This is a genomic window from Streptomyces sp. NPDC052012, assembly GCF_040689265.1.
Classification (GTDB): domain Bacteria; phylum Actinomycetota; class Actinomycetes; order Streptomycetales; family Streptomycetaceae; genus Streptomyces.
In genome coordinates this window covers 21,115-44,114 of sequence record NZ_JBFAXA010000039.1, presented here as the reverse complement: position 1 = coordinate 44,114, position 23,000 = coordinate 21,115, and the positions used below count along the sequence as shown (strand labels likewise).

Sequence of the window (23,000 nt, the reverse complement as noted above, 5' to 3'; positions counted from 1 at the left end):
GGCCGAGGCCCGCCCCGTGTGTGGCGGGCCCTCGCCCGTGTCTCAGGGGGCCAGGCCCCCCAGCAGGGCGTCGGTGTGGTCGCCGCCCGACTCCCGCACGATCTCTTCCGTCGTCTGGGCGCGCCGGACGAGGGCGAAGGCGACCGCGCCGGTGCCGTCCGCGGTGAAGCCGTGGACGGCGGGGCGGGGGAGGGAGTTGTAGGCGTAGTGGTGGGCGAAGTAGTACGCGCCGGTGTCCAGGGCCGCCGCGTAGTCGCCCTGTTCCAGCAGCGGCAGCGCCTGCGCCCGGGCCAGCAGGTCGCCCGCGAAACAGGCCGGCCCCGCGACGTCCTGCACCACCGCGGGCCCCTCCTTCGGCCGCCCCTTCGCGTCGTACGCGGCGATCCTCAGCGGCCACGCCCCCGGCGCGTACACCGTCCGCGTGGCCACCTGCACGCCCGCGTGCGTCACCGCGACCGGCCGCCCGCCCGCGCGCTTGGCGTACTCCACCCGCGCGACGACCGTGCCGTGCTTGGCCAGCAGTGACCGCCCGAACTCGGTGACCAGCCCGTACCGCCCGTCGAACAGCCCCGGCACCGTCTCCCGCAGCACGCGTGCGTACGCGCCGTACGTCGGAGTCGTCGCGTCCGAGGCGAAGTTCACCGGCAGCCCGCCGCCGATGTCGACGGTGTCGACCTGCCGCCGGCCCGCCCGCCGGTTGATCTCCTCCGCCAGCGCGTACGTCTCGGCCACGCCCCGTGCCATCAGCTCCAGCGCGACACCCTGGGATCCGGTGTGCGCGTGCAGCCGGGTCAGCCACGGCCGGTCCAGATACGCCCGTACGACCCACTCCCGCGCCCCCTCGTCCCGCAGCGCCACACCGAACTTGGACGTCGCCGTCGCGGTCGACAGCGCCTCGATGGAGCCGGCGCCGACCTGGGGATTCACCCGCAGACCGAGAGGGGAGCGGGGCGTGGCGGACCCCACCAGGGCGTCGATGCGCTCCAGCTCCTGCGGATTGTCCGCGTTGACGGCGATGCCCAGCGCGAGCGCCTCCCGCAGTTCCGCCGGGGTCTTGGCGGGCGAGTCGAGGACCGTCCGCTCCGGTTCCATCCCGGCCGCCCGCGCCAGCGCCAGCTCACCCGGGCTCGCCACCTCCGCGCCGATGCCCACCTCGCGCAGCAGCCGCAGCACCGGCACCAGCGGCGTCGCCTTGACCGCGAACGCGTGCAGCACGCGCGTGCCGGGTGCCGTCACGGCGTCGAACGCCGCGTGCAGCTCCGCCGCCGACTCGCGGATGCCGGTGACGTCGAGCAGGGCCACGAGGGGCTCGTCGGGCCCGAGGAGCCCCTGTTCCACCGCTTGCCGCACGGCCTGGTCCCGTCGCACCGCCCGCTCGTCGCCGTGGCCCACCGTTTCCCCCGTTCCGTCGCCGCCGCCCGTCTCCGTGCTCATGCATCCAGCCAAACACCCGCGGCGCGTCCCTGCCGACACCCCGACGTATTGACTAGTTCTATTCAGGCGGCGAGTATGTGAATATCTTCAGTAACCCGCCACGAGGAGGCAGACCATGTCAGGACCCCGACCCGTCCGAGCACCGCGCGGCACGGAACCGAGCGCCCTGGGATGGCAGCAGGAGGCCGCCCTGCGGATGCTGCAGAACAACCTCGACCCGGAGGTCGCCGAGCACCCCGACAAGCTCGTCGTCTACGGCGGGACGGGCAAGGCCGCCCGCGACTGGCGCTCCTTCGACGCCATGGTCCGCACCCTGAAGACCCTCAAGCAGGACGAGACGATGCTCGTCCAGTCCGGCCGCCCCGTCGGCGTCATGCAGACCCACGAGTGGGCGCCGCGCGTCCTCATCGCCAACTCCAACCTCGTCGGCGACTGGGCCACCTGGGAGGAGTTCCGCCGCCTGGAGGCCCTCGGCCTGACCATGTACGGGCAGATGACCGCCGGCTCCTGGATCTACATCGGCACCCAGGGCATCCTCCAGGGCACCTACGAGACCTTCGCCGCCGTCGCCGCCAAGAAGTTCGACGGCACCCTCGCCGGGACCATCACCCTCACCGCCGGCCTCGGCGGCATGGGCGGCGCCCAGCCGCTCGCCGTCACGATGAACGACGGCGTGGCCATCTGCGTCGACTGCGACCCGCGCGCCATCGACCGCCGCATCGAGCACCGCTACCTCGACGTGAAGGCCGACAGCCTGGACCACGCGCTGCAGCTCGCCGTCGAGGCGCGCGACGCCCGCCGCCCGCTGTCCATCGGCGTCCTCGGCAACGCGGCCGAACTGGTCCCCCAGCTCCTCGAGATGGGCGCCCCCATCGACATCGTGACGGACCAGACCTCCGCCCACGACCCGCTGTCCTACCTGCCGCTCGGCATCGCCTTCGAGGACATGGCCGGCGCCGCGGCCAAGGACCCGGCCGGCTTCACCACCCGGGCCCGCGAGTCCATGGCCAGGCACGTCGAGGCGATGGTCGGCTTCATGGACGCCGGCGCGGAGGTCTTCGACTACGGCAACTCCATCCGCGGCGAGGCGCAACTCGCCGGATACGACCGGGCGTTCGCCTTCCCCGGCTTCGTCCCCGCGTACATCCGCCCGCTGTTCTGCGAGGGCAAGGGCCCCTTCCGGTGGGCGGCGCTGTCCGGCGACCCCGCCGACATCGCGAAGACCGACAAGGCGATCCTCGACCTCTTCCCCGAGAACGAGTCCCTCGCGCGGTGGATCCGCATGGCGGGGGAGCGTGTCCACTTCCAGGGGCTCCCGGCGCGCATCTGCTGGCTCGGCTATGGGGAGCGCGACAAGGCGGGCGAGCGGTTCAACGACATGGTCGCGAGCGGGGAGCTGGCCGCGCCGGTCGTCATCGGCCGCGACCACCTCGACTGCGGGTCCGTCGCCTCGCCCTACCGGGAGACCGAGGCGATGCTGGACGGGTCCGACGCGATCGCCGACTGGCCGCTGCTGAACGCCATGGTGAACGTGGCGTCGGGGGCGTCCTGGGTGTCCGTCCACCACGGCGGCGGTGTCGGCATGGGCAGGTCCCTCCACGCCGGGCAGGTGACGGTGGCCGACGGCACGGCGCTGGCCGGGGAGAAGATCCGCCGCGTGCTGACCAACGACCCCGGCATGGGCGTCATCCGGCACGTCGACGCCGGGTACGACATCGCGGAGTCCGTCGCCGAGCAGCGGGGCGTGCGGGTGCCGATGCGCGAGGGTGGATCGGCGTGAGCGAGCCCAGCGGCAACCGACCGGTGGGGACGGTACCTGGCACCTCGTTCCACTCCATGTGGCGCGAGCTGCTCCCCGTCGGGCGGCACCCCGAGTCCCGTGGGTACCGGCGCTACGCCTGGACCCCTGCCGACGCCGAGTGCCGGGCCTGGTTCCAGGAGCAGGCCCGGGCCCGCGGGATGACCTACGAGGTCGACCGGAACGGGAATCAGTGGGCCTGGCTCGGTGACCCCGCCGCCGGGGACGCCGTGGTCACCGGATCGCACCTCGACTCCGTGCCGGACGGCGGCGCCTTCGACGGGCCCCTCGGCGTCGTGTCCGCCTTCGCCGCGCTCGACGAACTGCGCGCCCGCGACGTGACCTTCGGCCGGCCCCTCGGCATCGTCAACTTCGGTGACGAGGAGGGCGCCCGCTTCGGCCTCGCCTGTGCAGGGTCCCGGCTCACCGCCGGGCAGCTCTCGCGCGAGCAGGCGCACCGGCTCACCGACGGGGACGGGATCACGCTGCCCCGGGCCATGGAGGCCGCCGGCTACGACCCCGACGCGATCGGCCCGGATCCCGAACGGCTCGGCCGGATCGGCGCGTTCGTCGAGCTGCACGTCGAGCAGGGCCGCGCGCTGGACCTGTCCGGCGACCGGGTGGGCATCGCCAGCGCCATCTGGCCGCACGGCCGCTGGCGGTTCGACTTCCGGGGCGAGGCCAACCACGCCGGCACGACCCGCCTCGCCGACCGGCGCGACCCGATGCTGTCCTACGCCGAGACCGTCCTCGCCGCCCGGCGCGAGGCCGAACTCGCCGGTGCCGTGGCCACGTTCGGCAAGATCGCCGTCGAGCCCAACGGCGTCAACGCCATCCCCTCCCTCGTGCGCGGCTGGCTCGACTCCCGCGCACCCGAGCAGGACACCCTGGACACGGTGATCGAGGGCATCCACACGGCCGCCCGCGAGTACGCCGCCGCCCACGGCATCGACCTCGACGTCACCCGTGAGTCCTTCACGCCCGTCGTCGAGTTCGACCACGCCCTGCGCGACGAGCTCGCCCGCATCCTGGGCGGCGAGGCGGACCTCAAGGTGCCCGTGCTCGGCACCGGCGCCGGACACGACGCCGGAATCCTCTCCGGGAGCGTCCCGACGGCCATGCTGTTCGTGCGCAACCCCACCGGCGTCTCGCACTCCCCGGCCGAGTTCGCCGCCGAGGACGACTGCGTGGCCGGAGTGCTCGCACTCGCCGACGTACTGGAAGGACTGGCCTGCCGGTGACACCGACGACGTACTGGCTGGAGCACGCCTGGCTCGGCGACCGGGTCGAGCCGGGCGTGACCCTCGACATCCGGGACGGCCGCATCCACGCCCTCGCCCCGGACACCCCCGCCCCGCCGGCCGGCGCCGAGGTGCTGCGCGGGCTGACCCTGCCCGGACTGGCCAACGCCCACAGCCACGCCTTCCACCGCGCCCTGCGCGGCGCCGTCCAGGTCGGCTCCGGCACCTTCTGGACCTGGCGCGAGGTCATGTACGCGGTGGCCGACCGGCTCACCCCGGAGACGTACCACCGGCTGGCCCGCGCCGTGTACGCGGAGATGGCCCTCGCCGGCATCACATGCGTGGGCGAGTTCCACTACGTGCACCACGCGCCCGGAGGCGTCCCCTACGCCGACCCCAACGCCATGGGCGAGGCGCTCATCGCGGCCGCCGCCGACGCCGGTATCCGCATCACCCTCCTCGACACCGCCTACCTCTCCTCCGGCTTCGGCCGGCCGCCCACCGCCCACCAGCTCCGCTTCTCCGACGGCACCGCCGAGGACTGGGCCGAACGCTGTTCAGTTCTCAAGGAACGGGATCACGCACGGATCGGCGCGGCCGTCCACTCCGTACGAGCCGTGCCCGCGGGCCAGCTGGCGACCGTGGCGCGCTGGGCCGAGGAGCGGCGGGCCCCGCTGCATGTGCACCTGTCCGAGCAGACCGCCGAGAACGACGCCTGCCAGGAGGCTCACGGCTGCACGCCCACCCGGCTCCTCGCCGACCACGGCGTGCTCGGTCCGCGCACCACCGGCGTGCACAACACCCACCTCACCGACGAGGACATGGCGCTGATCGGCGGCAGCGGCACCGGCACCTGCATGTGCCCCACCACCGAACGCGACCTCGCCGACGGCATCGGCCCCGCCGCCGCCCTCCAGCGCCAGGGGTCCCCGCTCTCCCTCGGCTCCGACAGCCACGCCGTCATCGACCTGCTCGAAGAGGCCCGCGCCATGGAGCTGAACGAGCGGCTGCGCACCCGCACCCGCGGTCACTGGACGGCGAACGCCCTGCTGCGCGCGGCCACCGCCGACGGCCACGCCGCCCTCGGCTGGGAGCGGGCGGGCAGTATCGAGCCCGGCGCCCTCGCCGACCTCACCACGATCGCGCTGGACTCGGTCAGAACAGCGGGGCCGCTTCCCGGGCTGGGCGCCGAGACGGCCGTATTCGCCGCGACCGCGGCCGACGTACGGCACACGATCGTGGGCGGCCGGCACGTCGTACGCGACGGGGCGCACACCCTCGTCCCCGACGTACCGCAAGCACTCGCGCAGGCCGTCGCGGCCCTGCGAGCCTGACGACCCCCCACGAGGACGCCATGAGCAGCAGCACCGTCATCACCAACATCGCCACGCTGGTCACCAACGACCCCTCCCTCCACGGCGATTCACCGCTCGGCCTGGTCCGGGACGCGGCCGTCGTCATCGACGGCGACCGCGTCGCGTGGACCGGTGAATCAAGCAAAGCACCCGCCACTGACAACCGGGTCGACGCGGGCGGCCGGGCGGTCCTGCCGGGCTTCGTCGACTCCCACTCCCACCTGGTCTTCGCGGGCGACCGCACCGAGGAGTTCAACGCCCGTATGTCCGGCCGCGCCTACAGCGCGGGCGGCATCCGCACCACCGTCGCCGCCACCCGGGCCGCGACCGACGCGGAACTGGAGGCGAACCTCACCCGTTACCTCGTCGAGGCGCTGCGCCAGGGCACCACGACCTTCGAGACCAAGTCGGGCTACGGCCTGACCGTCGAGGACGAGGCACGCGCCCTGCGCCTGGCCGCCCGCCACACCGACGAGGTCACCTACCTCGGCGCCCACATCGTCGCCCCCGAGTACGCCGAGGACCCGGCCGGCTATGTCGCCCTGGTCACCGGCGAGATGCTGGACGCCTGCGCGCCGCACGCCCGCTGGATCGACGTCTTCTGCGAGAAGGGCGCCTTCGACGGCGACCAGGCCCGCGCGATCCTCACCGCCGGCAGGGCCAAGGGGCTGCACCCCCGCGTCCACGCCAACCAGCTCTCCTACGGCCCCGGCGTCCAGCTCGCCGTCGAACTCGACGCGGCCAGCGCCGACCACTGCACCCACCTCACCGACGCCGACGTGGACGCCCTCGCGAACAGCAGCACCGTCGCCACCCTCCTCCCCGGCGCCGAGTTCTCCACCCGCGCGACGTGGCCGGACGCCCGCCGCCTGCTCGACGCGGGCGTCACCGTCGCGCTGTCCACCGACTGCAACCCGGGGTCGTCCTTCACGTCCTCGGTGCCGTTCTGCGTCGCGCTCGCCGTCCGGGACATGGGCATGACCCCCGACGAGGCCGTCTGGTCGGCCACCGCGGGCGGCGCCCAGGCCCTGCGCCGCACCGACATCGGCCGCCTCACCCCGGGCGCCTACGCCGACCTCATCATCCTCGACGCCCCCAGCCACGTCCACCTCGCCTACCGCCCCGGCGTCCCGCTGGTCAACGGCGTGTGGCGGCGCGGCGTCCGCGTGGTCTGAGCCGACGGCCGCTACGTCTCCCGGTGTTCAGGACCCCGCCCGCCACCGCTGGTCCGTCCGCTCGGCCGCGCTCACCAGCCCCACGGAGTCACCGCCGCCCGGCGTCACCGCGTGGGACGGCGCGATGGCCGGCCGGATCACGCCGCGGGAGTCGACGGTGAACCGGAGGTTCTGGCCGTTGCGCCCCTCCACCGAGGAGCACGACCAGATCCCGACCCCCCGGTCCACCGCACCCCGGCTGTCCAGGCAGTAGTCGTCGTCGGCGGCCGACTGGAGCACGCCGCGCCCGGAGTCGAACCGCCACCGCTGGGAGGAGGACCCGTCGCAGGGGGCGGTGACGACGTCCGTGCGGTTCTCCAGGTCACCGTCGATGTCCAGGCACAGGCCCGTGGCGAGATTCACCACCGGCGCGTACGAACCGCCCGGCGGCCGGTACGTGGGTGTGGTGCGCGTCGGGGCAGGGGTCGGAGTCGGAGTCGGCCGCGCCGTGTGCGAGGGCGTCGCCGTCCGCGACGGCGAAGGTGAGGCCGACGTGCGCGACGGGGACGCCGTGGGGGAGGGCGACGCGGTGGCCGTCACCGTCACCGGCGGCGGGACCGGAGAGGGAGCGCTCGCGCCCCCGGTGCGCTCGGACGGCGCCTCGGTCGGTGACAGCACGAGCAGCAGCAGCGGCACGGCGGCCACCCCGAGCGCCGCCGAGGCCAGCACCAGCCGCCGCGAGCGCGGCCGGACCGCGCCGGCGGCGAGGGAGCCGGAGTCCGCCTGCGCCGCCGGCGGGACGTCCCCGGTGTATGCCGTGCCCGCCCAGGGCAGCAGGCCCTCGGCCAGCGTGGTGCGTGGGTCGTCCCGCAGCGCGCACAACTCCTCGTGCGCCGCCGTGCAGTAGGCGCAGTGCGCCATGTGGGCTTGCAGATCGGGGCTGTCCCGGGGGCTGTCGGGCCGTACGGACTCCTCGATGAGCCGGCGGAAGTCGCCGCACCGCGGATCGTCGGAGGCGGCCAGCCGCGACCGCAGACACGCCTGGCCGAGCGCCTGGAGCGCGGAGTCGGTGCCGTAGGTCACGTCCTGGCGGGTGAGACCGAGGAAGGCCGCGGTACGGTCCGCGGGCTCGCGCTCCACGGTCCGGTACCAGATGAGGCCCTGCGCCCGGTACGGCAGCGACCGGAACGCGGCGAGCATCGGCGGGAGCGGTCCGTCGGGCCCGGAGGAGCTGAGGACGAGGTGCAGTCCCGCGTCGAGCCCCCCGGCCCGCCCGTCGGCGGCCCAGCTCGCGGCGACCTTCCCGGTCAGCAACAGCAGTTGATGGCGCAGGGGACCGCCGGGATCGGTGCCGCGGGCGGCCTGACGGGCGGCCAGCGTGAAGGCCTGGGCGGCGAGTTGACGTGCGCCGGCCTCGCCCGCCGCGCACCGGCGGGCGTAGGCGAGCACGGACGGGCCGTGCCGGGCGCGGAGCTCCTGGAGGGCCGCGTAGGCCGCCGTGGTGCCGCCCCGCAGCAGCTCGGTCAGCCGGAGGTCGGACGTGTCCCGGTGCGCCCCCGACGACTCCTCCCCGACCCCGTCACCCTCGACGGCCCCGTCGCCCCGAGTCATCCACCGCCTCCTCGCCCACCCCTGGCTCCCGGACATCGGCGTCCTGACATACCAGCCAGTTTGGGCGACCCATAGTGGTGGAAGAGGGCCCGCGGGGAAAGGGGTGACCGTGGGTAACGCGTCGCGCCCCGCGCCCGGCGGGCGCCCGGTGCCCCGGAGTCGTGAGGACCCGGGAGGCATCCGGCGCCGACAGGGCGCGGGGCGCGGACTCGTCACCTGCGGCGATCGACCACCGGCGAGCGGCCGTCAGCCGGCCGTGCCGCCGCTGCTCACTCCTCGACCGTCAGCGCCTTGCGCAGCCGTACCAGCGTGCGGGACAGCAGCCGTGAGACGTGCATCTGCGAGATGCCCAGCTCCTCGCCGATCTCCGACTGGGTCATCCCGGCGACGAAGCGCAGCGACAGGATCTTGCGGTCCCTCGGCGGCAGTTCGGCGATCAGCGGCTTCAACGACTCGACGTACTCGATGCCTTCGAGCCCGTGGTCCTCGTAGCCGATGCGGTCCGCGAGCGCGCCCTCGGCGTCGTCCTCCTCGGGCTGGGCGTCCAGGGACGAGGCCGTGTACGCGTTCGACGCCGCCATGCCCTCGACGACCTCGTCGTTGGAGATGCCGAGACGCTCGGCCAGCTCGGCCACCGTCGGCGCGCGGTCGAGCTTCTGCGCGAGTTCGTCACCGGCCTTGGCCAGGTCGAGCCGGAGCTCCTGGAGCCGCCGCGGTACGCGGACGGACCACGAGGTGTCGCGGAAGAAACGCTTGATCTCGCCGATGATGGTCGGCATCGCGAACGTGGGGAACTCCACACCACGCGACAGCTCGAAGCGGTCGATCGCCTTGATCAGGCCGATGGTGCCGACCTGGATGATGTCCTCCATCGGCTCGCTGCGCGAGCGGAAGCGGGAGGCGGCGAACTTGACCAGGGCGAGGTTGAGTTCTACGAGCGTGTTGCGGACGTACGAATACTCGTGGGTGCCTTCCTCGAGCGATTCCAGGCGCTCGAAGAGGGCCTTGGACAACGCCCGTGCGTCGACCGGGCCCACCTCGTCGTAGGGGGGAATCTCCGGAAGTCCGGCGAGGAGATCGCCTTGGACGACACTCATGTCGTCCTGCTCGATGGGATCCAGATGTTCCTCAGGGAGTGTCGACGTCGCTTTCTGGGTACGCGATGCGTCGAGCCGGGGTGACATGATGTCCTCCATCGTTCTCGGCATATGGCTGCCGAAGCCAGTACGTGCACTGCGGTGTGCGGCGCCTCCAAAGCCGGCCGTGTCGGGTACGTGTCCTTACTAGACCTACCCGCTTCGGCAAGCCCACCGCAAGTGCATTCTGTTCGCATATGTCCGTTTCTGGGTGATTGTTCAGGTGTCGAAGGCGGGTGGGAGGGCGTAGTGTTCGAGGGCGTCAGCAAGCAGCCACGAGGTCGGGAGAGAGAGACGGCATGGACCGCGGGACGGTCGGCAGCGCACAGTCGGGCCGGCTTCTGGTCGAGGTGCGAGAAGAGGGCCCCAGTGCCGTCGTGACCCCGGCGGGTGAGTTGGACCACCACACCGCCGATCTGTTGCGTGAGCCACTGGAGGACTGCCTCGCCAAGGGATTGAACCGGCTCGTCATCGACTGCTCCCGGCTGGAGTTCTGCGACTCCACCGGGCTCAACGTCCTGCTCGGAGCCCGGCTGAAGGCCGAGGCCGCCGGGGGCGGGGTGCACCTCGCCGGGATGCAGCCGGTGGTCGCGCGGGTGTTCGAGATCACGGGAGCGGATGCCGTCTTCACTGTCCATGACACCCTCGAGGCGGCCCTGGCCGACGACTCCGGGTGACCCGCACGGGCGGGGCGGCGTGCCGCCCCGGGCCCCGTGATCCGGCGCTCCCCGGACGTCGCGCCTTTTCGCGCGAATACGGGGGTGTTCCGCCGGGTCCCCCGGGCAGGAGACATCCTGAACATGTCGGCTGCCGTGGTCGCTGGGGTGCAGTGAACCGAACGTGCCGCGCGCCGCGTGACTGACTGAGTACGGAATTTTTTGAATCGTGAACCGGTGAATCGGTGAGGTGAAGCGCTGATGAGCACCACCCGGCCCTACTCGCCGGGCGACCGCGGTCCGGAGCCCAGCGGCGCTTCCGGTGTGCCCGGTGGCGGCGCGGCGGCGGACGCCGCCGACGGGGGCGTGGCCGTGCCCTCAGGGTCGGCGGGGTCGCCGGGCTCCCCGACGGGCCGCCAGGTCCGCCGGCTGGGCTTCGAGGAGCAGAGCGGTGTCGTGCCGCTCGCCCGCGACTTCACCCGCCAGGCGCTGTACGCGTGGGGCTGGCTGCCGGCGGCCACCGCCGACCAGCGGGCCGCCGCCGAGGACGTCCTGCTGGTCGTCTCCGAACTGGTCACCAACGCCTGCCTGCACGCCGACGGCCCGGACCAGCTCACCCTCACCTGCGACAACAAGGTGATCCGGCTCGAGGTCACCGACCGCGGCACGGGCCAGCCGGCCCCGCGCACCCCACACCGCGCGGGCCGCCCCGGCGGCCACGGCATGTTCATCGTCCAGCGCCTCTGCCTGGACTGGGGCGTCGTCCGCACCCCCGGAATGACCGGCAAGACGGTCTGGGCGGAGCTCGGCGCCCCCGCGTAGCCGCACGCCGCCCGCCCGGCTCACACCCGCGCTCCCCTCACCGCTCCCACCCTGCGCACCCCTTCCCGGCTCCACCGCCGGGCCCTCTCAGCGCCCGTCCCCACCCGGCTCACCCCAGCGACCGCCATCGCCGCACGCACAGTTCCCCCGGCATCCCCTGCGTGGCGCCCCCGTATGTCGCCGATCCGCCGTGTCACGTGTCTTCCTTCCTCCAGGGCCCCGGCGTACCTTGCGGCTCACCTGACGAGCTGACGGGCTGTCAGGAAATCGCGAACCCGAAGACGAGGAGAGGGCCGTGTCGCACCGGAAACGAACCGCCGTGCTCGTCGCCGCCCTGGCCGGCTCCACGGTGCTGCTGGCCGCCCCCACGGCCCGGGCCGAGGTCGTCGACGTCGACTACCAGTGCAAGACGCCGATCGGCGACAAGAGCGCCGTCTCGCCCATCGACATCAAGGGGGTGAGGAACGGCAGCGGCTACCGGATCACCATGTCCTGGCAGAAGGGCGTCTCGTCCAGCCCGGTGGAGCTCGGCAAGGGCGCCATGAACCCCAGCGCCACGATCGAGCTGGGCGGCGCCGACACCGGCACCCTGACGGTGACCGGACCCGCCAACGACGCCCCGATCCCGCCCAACACCCCCATCAAAATAAGCGACTTGAGCGCCACGTACCGACCGAAGCAGGCGGGCAAGGTCACCTTCACGGCGGACGTCCTCACCATCAAGGCTCTCGGCACGACCACGACCTGCACGCCGACGAACGACCCCGGTCCCTCCCTGACCCTCGACGTCACGCCCGCGAGCGGCCCCGCGCCGGGCGGCGGCTCGGACGGCTCCACCGGCGGGACACTCCCGCGCACCGGCCCCGAGGACTCGGCCGTCGCCCTCGCGACCCTCGGCGGCACCGTCCTCCTCGTGGGCGCGGCCGGCACGCTGTGGCTGACCCGCAGGACCCGCTCGGAGTGAACGGCACGGCGCGGATCACGACACCACCGCTCCTTGTGACGTTGCTGCTGGCACTCCTGCTGACCGCGCCGCCCGCCACGGCAGCGGACCGCCCCGGCGTCGCGCTCTCGGCGACCCATGCGGGCACCGGCGGCTCGATCACCGTCACCGGCACCGGATGGCGGCCCCGCACGCTGCTCATGCTGCTGATCTGCGGCCGTTCCGTGCCGTCCGGCGGCGTGACCGGCGGCACCGGCTCCTGCGCCAACGCCGACGGCCGGGCGGTCACCACCGGCGCGGACGGCCGCTTCCGCCGCAGCCTGCCGGTGGTGGAGCCGCCGGTGCCGTGTCCCTGCGTGGTGCACGTGGAGACGGTGACCGGCAGAAAAACGGACGTCGACAGGGCGTTCCAGGTGGCCGGCCACTCGGTCGAGCCCCTGCCCGCCGAGGCCACCGGCGGCCGTCTGTCCCCCCTCGCGGACCCCCGCCTGGAGGGCACGAGCGGCCTGCTGACCCGCTTCGGCTCGCCCCCGGCCCGCACACTGGTGATCACGGTCGGCAACGCCGGCACGTCCCCCGTCCGCAACCCGGTCTTCCACCTCGGTACGTCCCACGGCGTCTACGCCCCCAGCTGGCAGCCCCAGCCCTGGCGGGGCACCGTCCCACCCGGAGGCAAGGCCCGCATCGAACTCCCGGTGCAGCTGCCACCCGGCGCCCACGGCGACTACACGGTCTCCCTGAAGTACGGCGGAAGGATCCTCGCGGAACACCCCTGGACCGAACCGCACCCCTGGGGCGTCACCCTCTTCTGGACCCTGACGTTCCTCATCGTCCCCGCAGCTGCGTTCCGCGGGGCCCTGGCCCTCGTGGACCGCCTGCGTCCGCCCCCGCCCCACGACGGCCCGCGGCGGAGAACGAGGAGAAGGGGGCGGGGTCGTGCGGTGGAGCCCGCCGCTTAGCTGGTCCCCACGCCGGACCACTGTGGCAGCTCAGGGAGGGGCGCGACTGCGGCGGGCTCCGCCGCACCACCCCGCCCCCGCCCCACCACGGACCCCGCCCACCCCCACAACGCGAGGAGGGCCCCCGCACCCACCCGGGGTACGAGGGCCCTCCTCAGGGACACAACGTCAGCGAACGTCGCCCATCAGCGCCTTCACCTTCTTGCGGTACATCCACACCGCGACACCGGCGACCACCGCCAGCGTCGCCTCCAGCGCGACGATGCCCGACTTGTTCAGGTCGACACCCGCGATGGACAGCAGACCGGTCGTGGCGTCACCGGCGGTGACGGCCAGGAACCAGACGCCCATCATCTGCGAGGCGTACTTCACCGGCGCCATCTTCGTGGTGACCGACAGCCCGACCGGGGAGAGCAGCAGCTCACCGACGGTCTGCGTGAAGTAGATCGCCACCAGCCACAGCGCCGCGGCCTTGTGACCGCCCTCGGCGATGGACAGCGGAGCGAGGAACAGGAAGAAGGACGCACCGACCAGCACCAGACCGGAGGCGAACTTCACGATCGTGCTCGGCTCCTTGCCGCGCCGGTTCAGCGCCAGCCAGAACCAGGCGAAGACCGGAGCCAGCGCCATGATCAGGACGGGGTTGACCGACTGGTACCAGGAGACCGGGAACTCCCAGCCGAGGACGCTGTTCTCGGCCGACGAGTCGGCGAAGATCGACAGGGTCGAGCCGCCCTGGTCGTAGATCATCCAGAAGACGGCCGCGGCGACGAAGAACCAGATGTACGCGGACATCTTCGACTGCTCGGCACGGTCCAGCGACTTGTCCCGCTTGATCCGGGTCAGTACCAGCACCGGCACGATCACGCCGAGCAGCGTCAGCGGGACCAGGATCCAGTTCAGCGTGTAGTGACCGGTGAAGCCCACGATCGCGTAGAACACCACGGCCAGCGCGGCCCAGAAGGCGGCCTTGCGCAGCGTGGAGGTCTTCTCCTCCACCGACAGCGGCTTCGGCACGACGCTGGAGTGCGCGGCCAGGTGCCGGCTGCCGAGCAGGAACTGGGCGACACCCAGCGCCATGCCGAGCGCGGCCAGCGCGAAGCCCAGGTGCCAGTTGACGTTCTCACCGATGGTGCCGATGATCAGCGGCGCGGCGAAGGCACCCAGGTTGATGCCCATGTAGAAGACGGTGAAGCCACCGTCGCGGCGCGGGTCGTCCGGGCCGTCGTAGAGCTGGCCGACCATCGTCGAGATGTTGGCCTTCAGCAGACCCGAGCCGATGGCGACCAGACCGAGACCGGCGTAGAACGTGCCGGACGAGGGCAGGGCCAGCGTGAGGTGGCCGAGCATGATGATGCCGCCGGCGATGGCGACGGTCTTGCGCGGGCCCCAGACACGGTCGCCGAACCAGCCGCCCGGCATCGTGAGCAGGTACACCAGCGACAGGTACACCGAGTAGATCGCGGTCGCGGTGCCGGCGTTGAGGCCGAGGCCACCCGGAGCGACGAGGTACAGCGGGAGCAGAGCCCTCATGCCGTAGTAGGAGAAACGCTCCCACATCTCGGTCATGAAGAGAGTGGCCAGTCCGCGGGGGTGGCCGAAGAAGGTCTTCTCGGACCCGGGGGTGCCCGGGGTGACCGAGTCCTTCGTCAGGCTGGACGCCATGGTCGTTCCTTGCTGGTCGGGACGCGTCGCGCGAGCGTGTACGCGCCCGGTGGGGGGCGGCCGGCACCGGCGGGCCGCACCGTCCACCCCACGCCCGAGGGTGGTCCGCCCCGGGTCGCGGAGCGGCGGACGGCGACCACCGGGATCCACGCCTTCCCGCGCTGCGATGCGCGGCCAGGCCCGGCCACAGGTCATTCCTTCCGGAGCCGGCACAAGAGCCGGCCCGCACACAAAAGAGACCTTCAGCGTCAACTCCGCCAAAGGTCCCCGTGGTGCAACAGGCGTTGATTCACCATACGGCAGGACACCGCCTGATATGGAAGGACTTGAGACGCGGATCACAGGTTTCACAGGAACCGCGATCGCCCATTCGAAGGTCCTTTACAGGATCGCACCCGCACCCCGAAGGCCCGCAGCAGGGGTCTAGACCGCCCCCGAGGGACAGCGCCGAGGTGAGAAACCGGTGTGCGGCGGGTAAGAACGAGCGCCGGCGATCACACCCCGACGCCCCTCACGGCGGGACTACCATCACTCCATGACCCGTGTACTGCTCGCCGAGGACGACGCGTCCATCTCGGAGCCGCTGGCCCGCGCCCTGCGCCGCGAGGGCTACGAGGTCGAGGTGCGTGAGGACGGACCCAGCGCGCTCGACGCCGGAATGCAGGGCGGCGTCGACCTGGTGGTGCTGGACCTCGGGCTGCCCGGCATGGACGGCCTGGAGGTCGCCCGCCGCCTGCGTTCCGACGGACACACGGTTCCCATCCTGATCCTGACCGCCCGCGCCGACGAGGTGGACACCGTCGTCGGCCTGGACGCGGGCGCCGACGACTACGTCACCAAGCCGTTCCGCCTCGCCGAGCTGCTCGCCCGCGTGCGGGCGCTGCTGCGGCGCGGGGCGGCCGAGCCGCAGCAGCCGCCCGCCACCCACGGTGTGCGCATCGACGTGGAGTCGCACCGCGCGTGGATGGGCGACGAGGAGCTGCAGCTCACCGCCAAGGAGTTCGACCTGCTGCGGGTGCTGGTCCGGGACGCGGGCCGGGTCGTCACCCGCGACCAGCTGATGCGCGAGGTCTGGGACACCACCTGGTGGTCGTCCACCAAGACCCTCGACATGCACATCTCCTGGCTGCGCAAGAAGCTCGGCGACGACGCGGCCAACCCCCGCTACATCGCCACCGTGCGCGGTGTGGGCTTCCGCTTCGAGAAGAGCTGAACCCCGCGAGGGTTCGCAGTGGGTAAGAGGACATGCGCCGCCGCCTGATCCAGTCCACGCTCGCCGTGGTGCTCATCGTGATCGCCGTCTTCGGGGTCTCCCTGGTGATCGTCGAGACGCGCACCATCAGCGACAGCGCCCGGGAGCGGGTGCGCTCCGAGGCGGTCCGGCTCGCCAGCATCGTCGACAGCCGGCTGATCGTCGAGGAGCAGGTCACCGCGGAGATCCTCCGCGACCAGCTCACCGAGGACCGCTATGCCGTCATCAGGATCCCCGGCAAGCCGCCCATCGAGGTCGGCGACAAGCCCGACGGCGACGTCATCAGCGCCTCCGCGCCCGGCGAGGAGGGCGAGACGGTCACCGTGCAGGAGCCGCGCTCCTCGGTGACGCGTGAGGTCGCCCGTACGCTGCTGATCATCGGGCTGGTGGCGCTGCTCGCGGTGATCGCCGCGGTGCTCCTCGCCATCCGCCAGGCCAACCGGCTCGCCTCCCCGCTGACCGACCTCGCCGAGACCGCCGAACGCCTCGGCTCCGGCGACCCGCGCCCCCGCCACCGCCGCTACGGCGTCCCCGAGCTGGACCGGGTCGCCGACGTGCTGGACTCCTCGGCCGAGCGCATCGCCCGTATGCTCACCGCCGAGCGGCGCCTGGCCGCCGACGCCTCCCACCAGCTGCGCACCCCGCTGACGGCCCTGTCCATGCGCCTTGAGGAGATCACCCTCACCGACGACCCGGAGACGGTGAAGGAGGAGGCGACGATCGCGCTGACGCAGGTGGAGCGGCTGACGGACGTGGTGCAGCGGCTGCTGACGAACTCCCGTGACCCGCGCACCGGCTCCGCGGTCACCTTCGAGCTCGACGAGGTGATCCAGCAGCAGCTCGCCGAGTGGCGCCCCGCCTATCGCAGTGCGGGCCGCGCCATCGTCAGTTCCGGCAAGCGGAACCTGCGGGCGGTGGGTACGCCGGGCGCGGTCGCCCAGGTGCTGGCCGCGCTGATCGAGAACTCGCTGATGCACGGCGGCGGCACGGTGGCCCTGCGCACCCGGGTCACCGGCAACCAGGTCGTGGTGGAGGTCACCGACGAGGGCCCCGGCGTCCCCGCCGATCTGGGCGCCCGGATCTTCGAACGGGCGATCAGCGGCCGCAACTCCACCGGCATCGGCCTGGCGGTCGCCCGGGACCTGGCGGAGGCGGACGGCGGCCGGCTGGAGATGCTCCAGGCGAAGCCCCCGGTCTTCGGCCTGTTCCTGTCCCGTACACCGCCGCAGAAGTCGCGGGAGGACGCGGGCCGCCACACGGTCCGCTGAGGACCGCCCCGGCTACGGGACCCGCTGCCTCGTGCGGGGCCGCCCGTCGCCCTTCGCGACCGGCCCCGCCCCCGTCGCCGGGTCGCGCACCGGCAGCGCGCGGAACACCCACGTGCGGTAGGACCAGAAGCGGAACAGGGTGGCGACGCCGATGCCGAGGAACTTGAAGATGTTGCTCTGCAGCGGGCTGTCCCAGCCGAACCCGTACGTCGCGGTGTACAGCACACCGTTCTCGATCACCAGGCCGACCACGCTGAACGCCAGGAACAGCGACATCTCCCGGGTCCGCCCGGACTTGTCACGGTCGCGGTAGGTGAAGTAGCGGAAGCCGACGTAGTTGAAGATGATCGCGACGATCGTGGCGATGACGCTCGCCCGCACCACCTGGAGGTCGGTCACCGCCCGGACCAGGTTGAACACGCCGAGATTGACCAGCAGGCCCGCCCCGCCCACCGCGCCGAACTTGGCGACCTCCTGGAAGAGCCGCCGGAGCCCCGAGGAACCGCGTTCCATCGCCTGCAGGCTCCCGTCCGTCGGTGTGCGTCAACCCAGCCATGCTAACCACCCTCCCGCGCGATCTTCCTGCGGACGGAGCCGGAGACGGGAGACCGTCCCGCCGAGTGGGCGGGAAATCGGCCACCGTGGCGCGGCCGATACCCTAGGAGCGTGACGTTCCCGGTAGTCGGCATGGTCGGCGGGGGGCAGCTCGCTCGTATGACACACGAGGCGGGCATCCCGCTCGGCATCAGGTTCAAGCTCCTCAGTGACACTCCGCAGGATTCCGCGGCGCAGGTCGTCGGCGATGTCGTCGTCGGCGACTACCGCGACCTGGACACGCTGCGTGAGTTCGCGCGCGGCTGCGACGTGATCACCTTCGATCACGAGCACGTGCCCACCGAGCACCTCAGGGCCCTGGAGGCGGACGGCATCCCCGTCCGCCCCGGCCCCGACGCGCTGGTGCACGCCCAGGACAAGGGGGTGATGCGCGCGAAGCTCGACGCGATCGGTGTGCCCTGCCCGCGGCACCGCATCGTCTCCGATCCGTCTGACGTGGCGGCGTTCGCCGCGGAGGGTGGGGGCACCTCCCGCTCGAGCGGAGCCGAGAGCGGGGGAGGCTTCCCCGTCGTCCTCAAGACCGTCCGCGGCGGCTACGACGGCAAGGGCGTGTGGGTCGTCGACTCCGTCGAGGAGGCCGCCGAGCCGTTCAAGGCCGGTGTGCCCGTCCTCGCCGAGGAGAAGGTCGACTTCGTGCGCGAGCTGGCCGCCAACGTGGTCCGCTCCCCGCACGGCCAGGCCGTCGCCTACCCGGTCGTGGAGTCCCGGCAGGTGAACGGCGTCTGCGACACGGTCATCGCCCCGGCCCCCGACCTCGACGAGACCCTCGCTCTGAAGGCCGAGCAGATGGCGCTGAACATCGCCAAGGAACTCGGCGTCGTCGGCCACCTCGCGGTCGAGCTGTTCCAGACCCGCGACGGCCGCATCCTCGTCAACGAGCTGGCGATGCGCCCGCACAACTCCGGCCACTGGTCGATGGACGGCGCGATCACCAGCCAGTTCGCCAACCACGTCCGCGCCGTCCTCGACCTCCCGCTCGGCGACCCGCGCCCGCGCGCCAAGTGGACCGTGATGGTCAACGTGCTCGGCGGCGACTTCCCCGACATGTACTCCGCGTACCTGCACTGCATGGCCCGCGACCCCCAGCTGAAGATCCACATGTACGGCAAGGACGTGAAGCCCGGCCGCAAGGTGGGCCACGTCAACACCTACGGCGACGACTTGGACGACGTGCTGGAGCGCGCCCGTCACGCAGCCGGTTACCTGAGAGGGACGATCACCGAATGAGCCCCGCTGTCGGCATCGTCATGGGGTCGGACTCCGACTGGCCCGTCATGGAGGCGGCCGCCCAGGCCCTCGACGAGTTCGAGATCGACTACGAGGTCGACGTCGTCTCCGCGCACCGCATGCCCCGCGAGATGATCGCGTACGGCGAGCAGGCCGCGGACCGCGGACTCAAGGTGATCATCGCGGGTGCGGGCGGCGCCGCCCACCTGCCCGGCATGCTCGCCTCCGTCACCCCGCTGCCGGTGATCGGCGTGCCCGTGCCGCTGAAGTACCTCGACGGCATGGACAGCCTCCTGTCCATCGTGCAGATGCCGGCCGGTGTTCCCGTCGCCACCGTCTCCGTGGCCGGCGCCCGCAACGCCGGACTGCTCGCGGCCCGCATCCTCGCCGCCCACGACGAGGAACTCCTCGGCCGCATGCGGGAGTTCCAGCAGGAGCTCAACGACCAGGCCACCGAGAAGGGCAAGCGGCTGCGCGCCAAGGTCGACGGATCCGGCAACGGCTTCGGCTTCGGGAAGTGAGCCCCGTGACCCGCCTCGACGACGCCCGCGCGCTCCTCGCCGAGTTCCCCGTCGTCGACGGGCACAACGACCTGCCCTGGGCGCTGCGTCAGACCGGCTACGACCTCGACGCCCGGGACATCGCCGGTGACCAGTCCGCCCATCTGCACACCGACCTCCCCCGGCTGCGGGCGGGCGGCGTCGGTGCGCAGTTCTGGTCGGTGTACGTCCGCTCGGACCTGCCCGACCCGGTGCCCGCCACCCTGGAACAGATCGACTGCGTACGGCAGTTGCTGGACCGTCACCCGAAGGACCTGGCGCCCGCGCTGACCGCCGCCGACATGGAGACGGCGCGCGGCGAGGGCCGTATCGCCTCCCTCATGGGCGCGGAGGGCGGGCACTCCATCGCCAACTCCCTCGGCACCCTGCGCGGGCTGTACGCGCTCGGCGTCCGCTACATGACGCTCACCCACAACGACAACGTGGACTGGGCGGACTCGGCGACCGACGAGCCCCGCGTGGGCGGACTGTCGGCGTTCGGGCGCGAGGTGGTGCGGGAGATGAACCGGCTGGGCATGCTGGTCGACCTCTCCCACGTCGCCGCGACGACCATGCGCGACGCCCTCGACGCGGGCTCCGCGCCGGTGATCTTCTCCCACTCCTCCGCCCGCGCCGTCTGCGACCACCCGCGCAACATCCCCGACGACGTGCTGGAGCGGCTGCCCGCCAACGGCGGTCTCGCGATGGTGACGTTCGTCCCGAAGTTCGTGCTCCAGGCGGCCGTCGACTGGACCGCCGCGGCCGACGAGAACATGCGCGCCCACGGCTTCCACCACCTCGACACCAGCCCCGAGGCGATGAAGGTGCACGCGGCCTTCGAGGAGCGCCACCCGCGCCCCGTCGCCACGGCCGCCACGGTCGCGGACCACCTCGACCACATGCGCGAGGTCGCCGGCATCGACCACCTCGGCATCGGCGGCGACTACGACGGCACCGCCTTCACCCCGGACGGCCTGAACGACGTCTCCGGCTACCCGAACCTCATCGCGGAACTGCTCGACCGAGGCTGGTCGAAGGCCGACCTCGCCAAGCTGACCTGGAAGAACGCGGTCCGGGTGCTGGGCGCGGCGGAGGACGTGGCCCGCGCGCTGCGCGCGACACGGGGACCGTCCAACGCCACGATCGAGGCGCTCGACGGCACCACCTGAGTCCGCGTCCGTCCGTGCCGTTCCGGGGTGGTACCCCGAACGCGCCGTCCACCAGGAAGCGACCCGGCACTCCGTGCGACGGTGACCGTGATTCGATCACCACCGAGGTCACCACGTACGGAGCCCGCTATGGCCGATCTCCAGGACGACCTGTATCCCGCCGGCGAGGTCGGCCGCGTCGACGACCTGACCGAGCCGTACCCCGCCGAGGCCGTCGTCGTCACGGCCGAGCCCTACCAGCCGGTCTCCGACCCCGACGACGCGCCCCTGACCCGCGCCCGCGTCATCCTCGCCGCGCACCCCGTCGCCGACGGCTACAGCGGACTGCCCTGGGCGCTGCGCCACCTGCCCTACTACGACCTCGACCTCGGGGAGAGCGCCGTCGACGCGGACGTGCCCCGGCTGCGCAGGGGCCATGTCGGCGCAGTGTTCTGGGCGCTGCACCTGCCCGAGGGTATCGACGGCGACCGCGCGGTGGGTGCCACCCTGGACCAGCTGGATCTGGCGAAGGAGGTCGTCGCCGCCCACCCGGAGGGACTGCGCCCGGCCCGCACCACCGGTCAGATCACCGACGCCCGCAACTGCGGCCGGGTCGCCGTGCTGTTCGGGCCCGCCGGCGCCGCCGCGCTCGGCGACTCCCTGGGCGTCCTGCGCTCGCTGCACGTCCTCGGACTGAGGGTGCTCACCCTGACCGGCACGTCCTGGGCGAGCGCGGCCGGGCTGACCCGGTTCGGCGAGGAGGTCGTCCGCGAGATGAACCGGGTCGGCATGATCGCCGACCTCTCCTACGCCTCGCCCGAGACCGTCCAGCGGGTCCTGACCATCTCCAAGGCACCCGTGCTGTTCAGCCGCTCCGCCGCCCGCGCCCTGCGCCCCCACCCGGCCAACCTGCCCGACGAGCTGCTCACCGAGGTCGGTGAGGCGCGGGGCCTGGTTCTGGTGCCGCTGACCGCCGAGCAGACCGGGCCGACGGTCCGTGACGTCGCCGACCACCTCGACCATGTCCGCTCCCTCGCCGGCGCCGACTGCGTGGGTCTGTCCGGCACCTACGACACGGGCACCGCCCACCCGCAGGAGCTCGGCGACACCTCCTGCTACCCGAGGCTGATCGCCGAGCTGCTCCGGCGCGGCTGGGAGGAGTCCGAGGTGGCCCTGCTGACCTGGGGCAACCTCCAGCGCGTCCTGCGCGGCGCCGATTTCACCGCCCGCGCGGCACAGCAGCGCAGGCCTCCGTCGACGGCGACCATCGCGGACCTGGACGGGTAGGCCGGCCGGCGGCTACGGCTGCTCGATCCGGCACGGGCAGGACTACGGCTGCTCGATCCGGCACAGGCAGAAGGGGTGCCCCGCGGGATCGGCGTAGACCCTGAAGTCCTTGCGCTCGTAGTCCTCCCGGTCCAGCACCCGCGCCCCCAGCGCCAGCACCTTCTCCTCGGCCGCGTCGACGTCCTCCCAGGTGCCGCCGGCGTCGAAGTCGAGGTGGAACTGCTGCGAGTCGTGGTCGGCGCTCGGCCAGTCCGGCGGGGCGTACCCCTCCGCCCGCTGGAAGGCCAGCCTGGGCCCGGCGGGGATCTGCAGCACCACCCAGTCCGGGTCCTCCTCCACCGGTGTGCCGCCGCCGACGGCCGCGTAGAAGCGGGCCAGCTCACGCGGCTCGGGGCAGTCGAGGACGACGGAACGCAGCCGGGCGACGGCAGCCATGGGACCTCCCGGATCGGTGTACGGGTCAGCTGGCGCAGAGGCAGAACGGGTGCCCGGCCGGGTCGGCGTAAACCCGCCAGCTCCGCGAGCGGTCCTCGGTCTCCAGCGCCTTCGCACCGAGCGCCAGGACGTGCTTCTCGGCCGCGTCCATGTCCTCGACGGTCAGGTCCAGATGGAACTGCTGCGAGTGCTCGGGCGACGGCCACTGCGGAGGCACGAACCCCGGGGCGGCCTGGAACGCCAGCGTCGGACCGCCGGGCACCTTCAGGTCCACCCAGTCGCCCTCGGCCTCCGGAGTGCCTCCCACCACCTCGGCGTAGAAGCGGGCCAGCGCCTGCGGGTCGGGACAGTCCAGGACAACGGCACCAACCTTGGCTACGGACATGGCTCCTCCTGGTCCACGGTTACCCACAGAGGTGGATAACAGGTAACGGTTACCTCATGCTCCCGCATCA

General features: G+C 72.5%; 21 protein-coding genes. 14 read left to right on the top strand and 7 right to left on the bottom strand.

All coding sequences use genetic code 11. From position 1 onward, the window contains the following. Nucleotides 1-42: 42 nt before the first annotated feature. Nucleotides 43-1,434, bottom strand: a complete 1,392-nt coding sequence (locus AB0412_RS34735) for a diaminopimelate decarboxylase (RefSeq protein WP_366406606.1) — start codon at nucleotides 1,432-1,434, stop codon at nucleotides 43-45. 115 nt (nucleotides 1,435-1,549) lie between these two features. On the opposite strand from AB0412_RS34735, the gene hutU reads away from it, so the two are divergent. The 4 genes from hutU to hutI are packed head-to-tail and all read left to right on the top strand — an operon-like array spanning nucleotide 1,550 to nucleotide 7,003. Further along, nucleotides 1,550-3,214: a urocanate hydratase gene (hutU, locus tag AB0412_RS34730; RefSeq protein ID WP_366406605.1), complete on the top strand. Its 1,665-nt coding sequence runs from the start codon at nucleotides 1,550-1,552 to the stop codon at nucleotides 3,212-3,214. A 56-nt stretch (nucleotides 3,215-3,270) separates the two neighbouring features. Next, nucleotides 3,271-4,473, top strand: a complete 1,203-nt coding sequence (locus tag AB0412_RS34725) for an allantoate amidohydrolase (RefSeq protein WP_366406608.1) — start codon at nucleotides 3,271-3,273, stop codon at nucleotides 4,471-4,473. Continuing rightward, nucleotides 4,470-5,807 carry a formimidoylglutamate deiminase gene (locus AB0412_RS34720; protein ID WP_366406604.1) on the top strand — a complete coding sequence of 446 codons (1,338 nt, stop codon included), beginning with the start codon at nucleotides 4,470-4,472 and terminating at the stop codon, nucleotides 5,805-5,807. Before AB0412_RS34725 ends, AB0412_RS34720 begins: the two co-directional genes overlap by 4 nt. Before the next feature lie 20 nt (nucleotides 5,808-5,827). Next, nucleotides 5,828-7,003: an imidazolonepropionase gene (hutI, locus tag AB0412_RS34715; protein ID WP_366406603.1), complete on the top strand. Its 1,176-nt coding sequence runs from the start codon at nucleotides 5,828-5,830 to the stop codon at nucleotides 7,001-7,003. A gap of 27 nt (nucleotides 7,004-7,030) precedes the next feature. On the opposite strand, the gene AB0412_RS34710 is transcribed toward hutI, so the two are convergent. Both AB0412_RS34710 and AB0412_RS34705 read right to left on the bottom strand, forming a co-directional pair. Further along, nucleotides 7,031-8,593, bottom strand: a complete 1,563-nt coding sequence (locus tag AB0412_RS34710; protein WP_366406602.1) for an RICIN domain-containing protein — start codon at nucleotides 8,591-8,593, stop codon at nucleotides 7,031-7,033. A 269-nt stretch (nucleotides 8,594-8,862) separates the two neighbouring features. Beyond that, the gene (locus AB0412_RS34705) at nucleotides 8,863-9,789 is read right to left on the bottom strand and encodes an RNA polymerase sigma factor SigF (protein ID WP_366406601.1); all 927 of its coding nucleotides are present in this window, start codon (nucleotides 9,787-9,789) and stop codon (nucleotides 8,863-8,865) included. A 239-nt stretch (nucleotides 9,790-10,028) separates the two neighbouring features. Between AB0412_RS34705 and AB0412_RS34700 the strand changes: the two genes are divergently transcribed. The 4 genes from AB0412_RS34700 to AB0412_RS34685 all read left to right on the top strand — a co-directional run bounded on the left by AB0412_RS34700 (nucleotide 10,029) and on the right by AB0412_RS34685 (nucleotide 13,109). Next, a complete protein-coding gene (locus tag AB0412_RS34700) occupies nucleotides 10,029-10,406 on the top strand; it encodes an STAS domain-containing protein (protein WP_260828602.1) in 378 nt (125 codons plus the stop codon). A gap of 240 nt (nucleotides 10,407-10,646) precedes the next feature. Beyond that, nucleotides 10,647-11,207, top strand: coding sequence for an ATP-binding protein (locus tag AB0412_RS34695; protein WP_366406600.1), 561 nt, complete (start codon nucleotides 10,647-10,649; stop codon nucleotides 11,205-11,207). 295 nt (nucleotides 11,208-11,502) lie between these two features. Next, complete coding sequence (locus AB0412_RS34690) at nucleotides 11,503-12,171, top strand: LPXTG cell wall anchor domain-containing protein (RefSeq protein WP_366406599.1); 669 nt, start codon at nucleotides 11,503-11,505, stop codon at nucleotides 12,169-12,171. A gap of 41 nt (nucleotides 12,172-12,212) precedes the next feature. Next, nucleotides 12,213-13,109 (top strand): hypothetical protein, encoded by an 897-nt coding sequence (locus AB0412_RS34685; RefSeq protein ID WP_366406598.1) that lies wholly within the window; start codon nucleotides 12,213-12,215, stop codon nucleotides 13,107-13,109. Between the two features lie 168 nt (nucleotides 13,110-13,277). Here AB0412_RS34685 and AB0412_RS34680 read toward each other — a convergent pair whose 3' ends face one another. Beyond that, complete coding sequence (locus AB0412_RS34680; protein WP_366406597.1) at nucleotides 13,278-14,774, bottom strand: MFS transporter; 1,497 nt, start codon at nucleotides 14,772-14,774, stop codon at nucleotides 13,278-13,280. A gap of 535 nt (nucleotides 14,775-15,309) precedes the next feature. Between AB0412_RS34680 and AB0412_RS34675 the strand changes: the two genes are divergently transcribed. Together AB0412_RS34675 and AB0412_RS34670 are read left to right on the top strand one after the other, a co-directional pair. Then, a complete protein-coding gene (locus AB0412_RS34675; protein WP_366406596.1) occupies nucleotides 15,310-15,987 on the top strand; it encodes a response regulator transcription factor in 678 nt (225 codons plus the stop codon). A gap of 32 nt (nucleotides 15,988-16,019) precedes the next feature. Further along, nucleotides 16,020-17,294 carry an ATP-binding protein gene (locus AB0412_RS34670; RefSeq protein ID WP_366406595.1) on the top strand — a complete coding sequence of 425 codons (1,275 nt, stop codon included), beginning with the start codon at nucleotides 16,020-16,022 and terminating at the stop codon, nucleotides 17,292-17,294. A 12-nt stretch (nucleotides 17,295-17,306) separates the two neighbouring features. Here the strand turns inward: AB0412_RS34670 and AB0412_RS34665 are convergent, their stop codons facing one another. Beyond that, nucleotides 17,307-17,807: a GtrA family protein gene (locus tag AB0412_RS34665; RefSeq protein WP_366406594.1), complete on the bottom strand. Its 501-nt coding sequence runs from the start codon at nucleotides 17,805-17,807 to the stop codon at nucleotides 17,307-17,309. Between the two features lie 153 nt (nucleotides 17,808-17,960). Between AB0412_RS34665 and AB0412_RS34660 the strand changes: the two genes are divergently transcribed. The 4 genes from AB0412_RS34660 to AB0412_RS34645 all read left to right on the top strand — a co-directional run bounded on the left by AB0412_RS34660 (nucleotide 17,961) and on the right by AB0412_RS34645 (nucleotide 22,110). Further along, nucleotides 17,961-19,136, top strand: a complete 1,176-nt coding sequence (locus AB0412_RS34660; RefSeq protein WP_366406593.1) for a 5-(carboxyamino)imidazole ribonucleotide synthase — start codon at nucleotides 17,961-17,963, stop codon at nucleotides 19,134-19,136. Beyond that, on the top strand, nucleotides 19,133-19,657 hold the full coding sequence (purE, locus tag AB0412_RS34655) for a 5-(carboxyamino)imidazole ribonucleotide mutase (RefSeq protein WP_366406592.1): 525 nt from the start codon (nucleotides 19,133-19,135) through the stop codon (nucleotides 19,655-19,657). The genes AB0412_RS34660 and purE overlap by 4 nt, the downstream gene beginning before the upstream one ends. A gap of 5 nt (nucleotides 19,658-19,662) precedes the next feature. Further along, nucleotides 19,663-20,844: a dipeptidase gene (locus tag AB0412_RS34650; protein ID WP_366406591.1), complete on the top strand. Its 1,182-nt coding sequence runs from the start codon at nucleotides 19,663-19,665 to the stop codon at nucleotides 20,842-20,844. A gap of 129 nt (nucleotides 20,845-20,973) precedes the next feature. Next, the gene (locus AB0412_RS34645; RefSeq protein ID WP_366406590.1) at nucleotides 20,974-22,110 is read left to right on the top strand and encodes a dipeptidase; all 1,137 of its coding nucleotides are present in this window, start codon (nucleotides 20,974-20,976) and stop codon (nucleotides 22,108-22,110) included. 42 nt (nucleotides 22,111-22,152) lie between these two features. On the opposite strand, the gene AB0412_RS34640 is transcribed toward AB0412_RS34645, so the two are convergent. Together AB0412_RS34640 and AB0412_RS34635 are read right to left on the bottom strand one after the other, a co-directional pair. Then, entirely contained in the window at nucleotides 22,153-22,545 is a 393-nt protein-coding gene (locus AB0412_RS34640; RefSeq protein ID WP_366406589.1) for a VOC family protein, read from the bottom strand. 25 nt (nucleotides 22,546-22,570) lie between these two features. Beyond that, nucleotides 22,571-22,930, bottom strand: a complete 360-nt coding sequence (locus AB0412_RS34635; protein ID WP_366406588.1) for a VOC family protein — start codon at nucleotides 22,928-22,930, stop codon at nucleotides 22,571-22,573. Nucleotides 22,931-23,000: the final 70 nt, after the last annotated feature.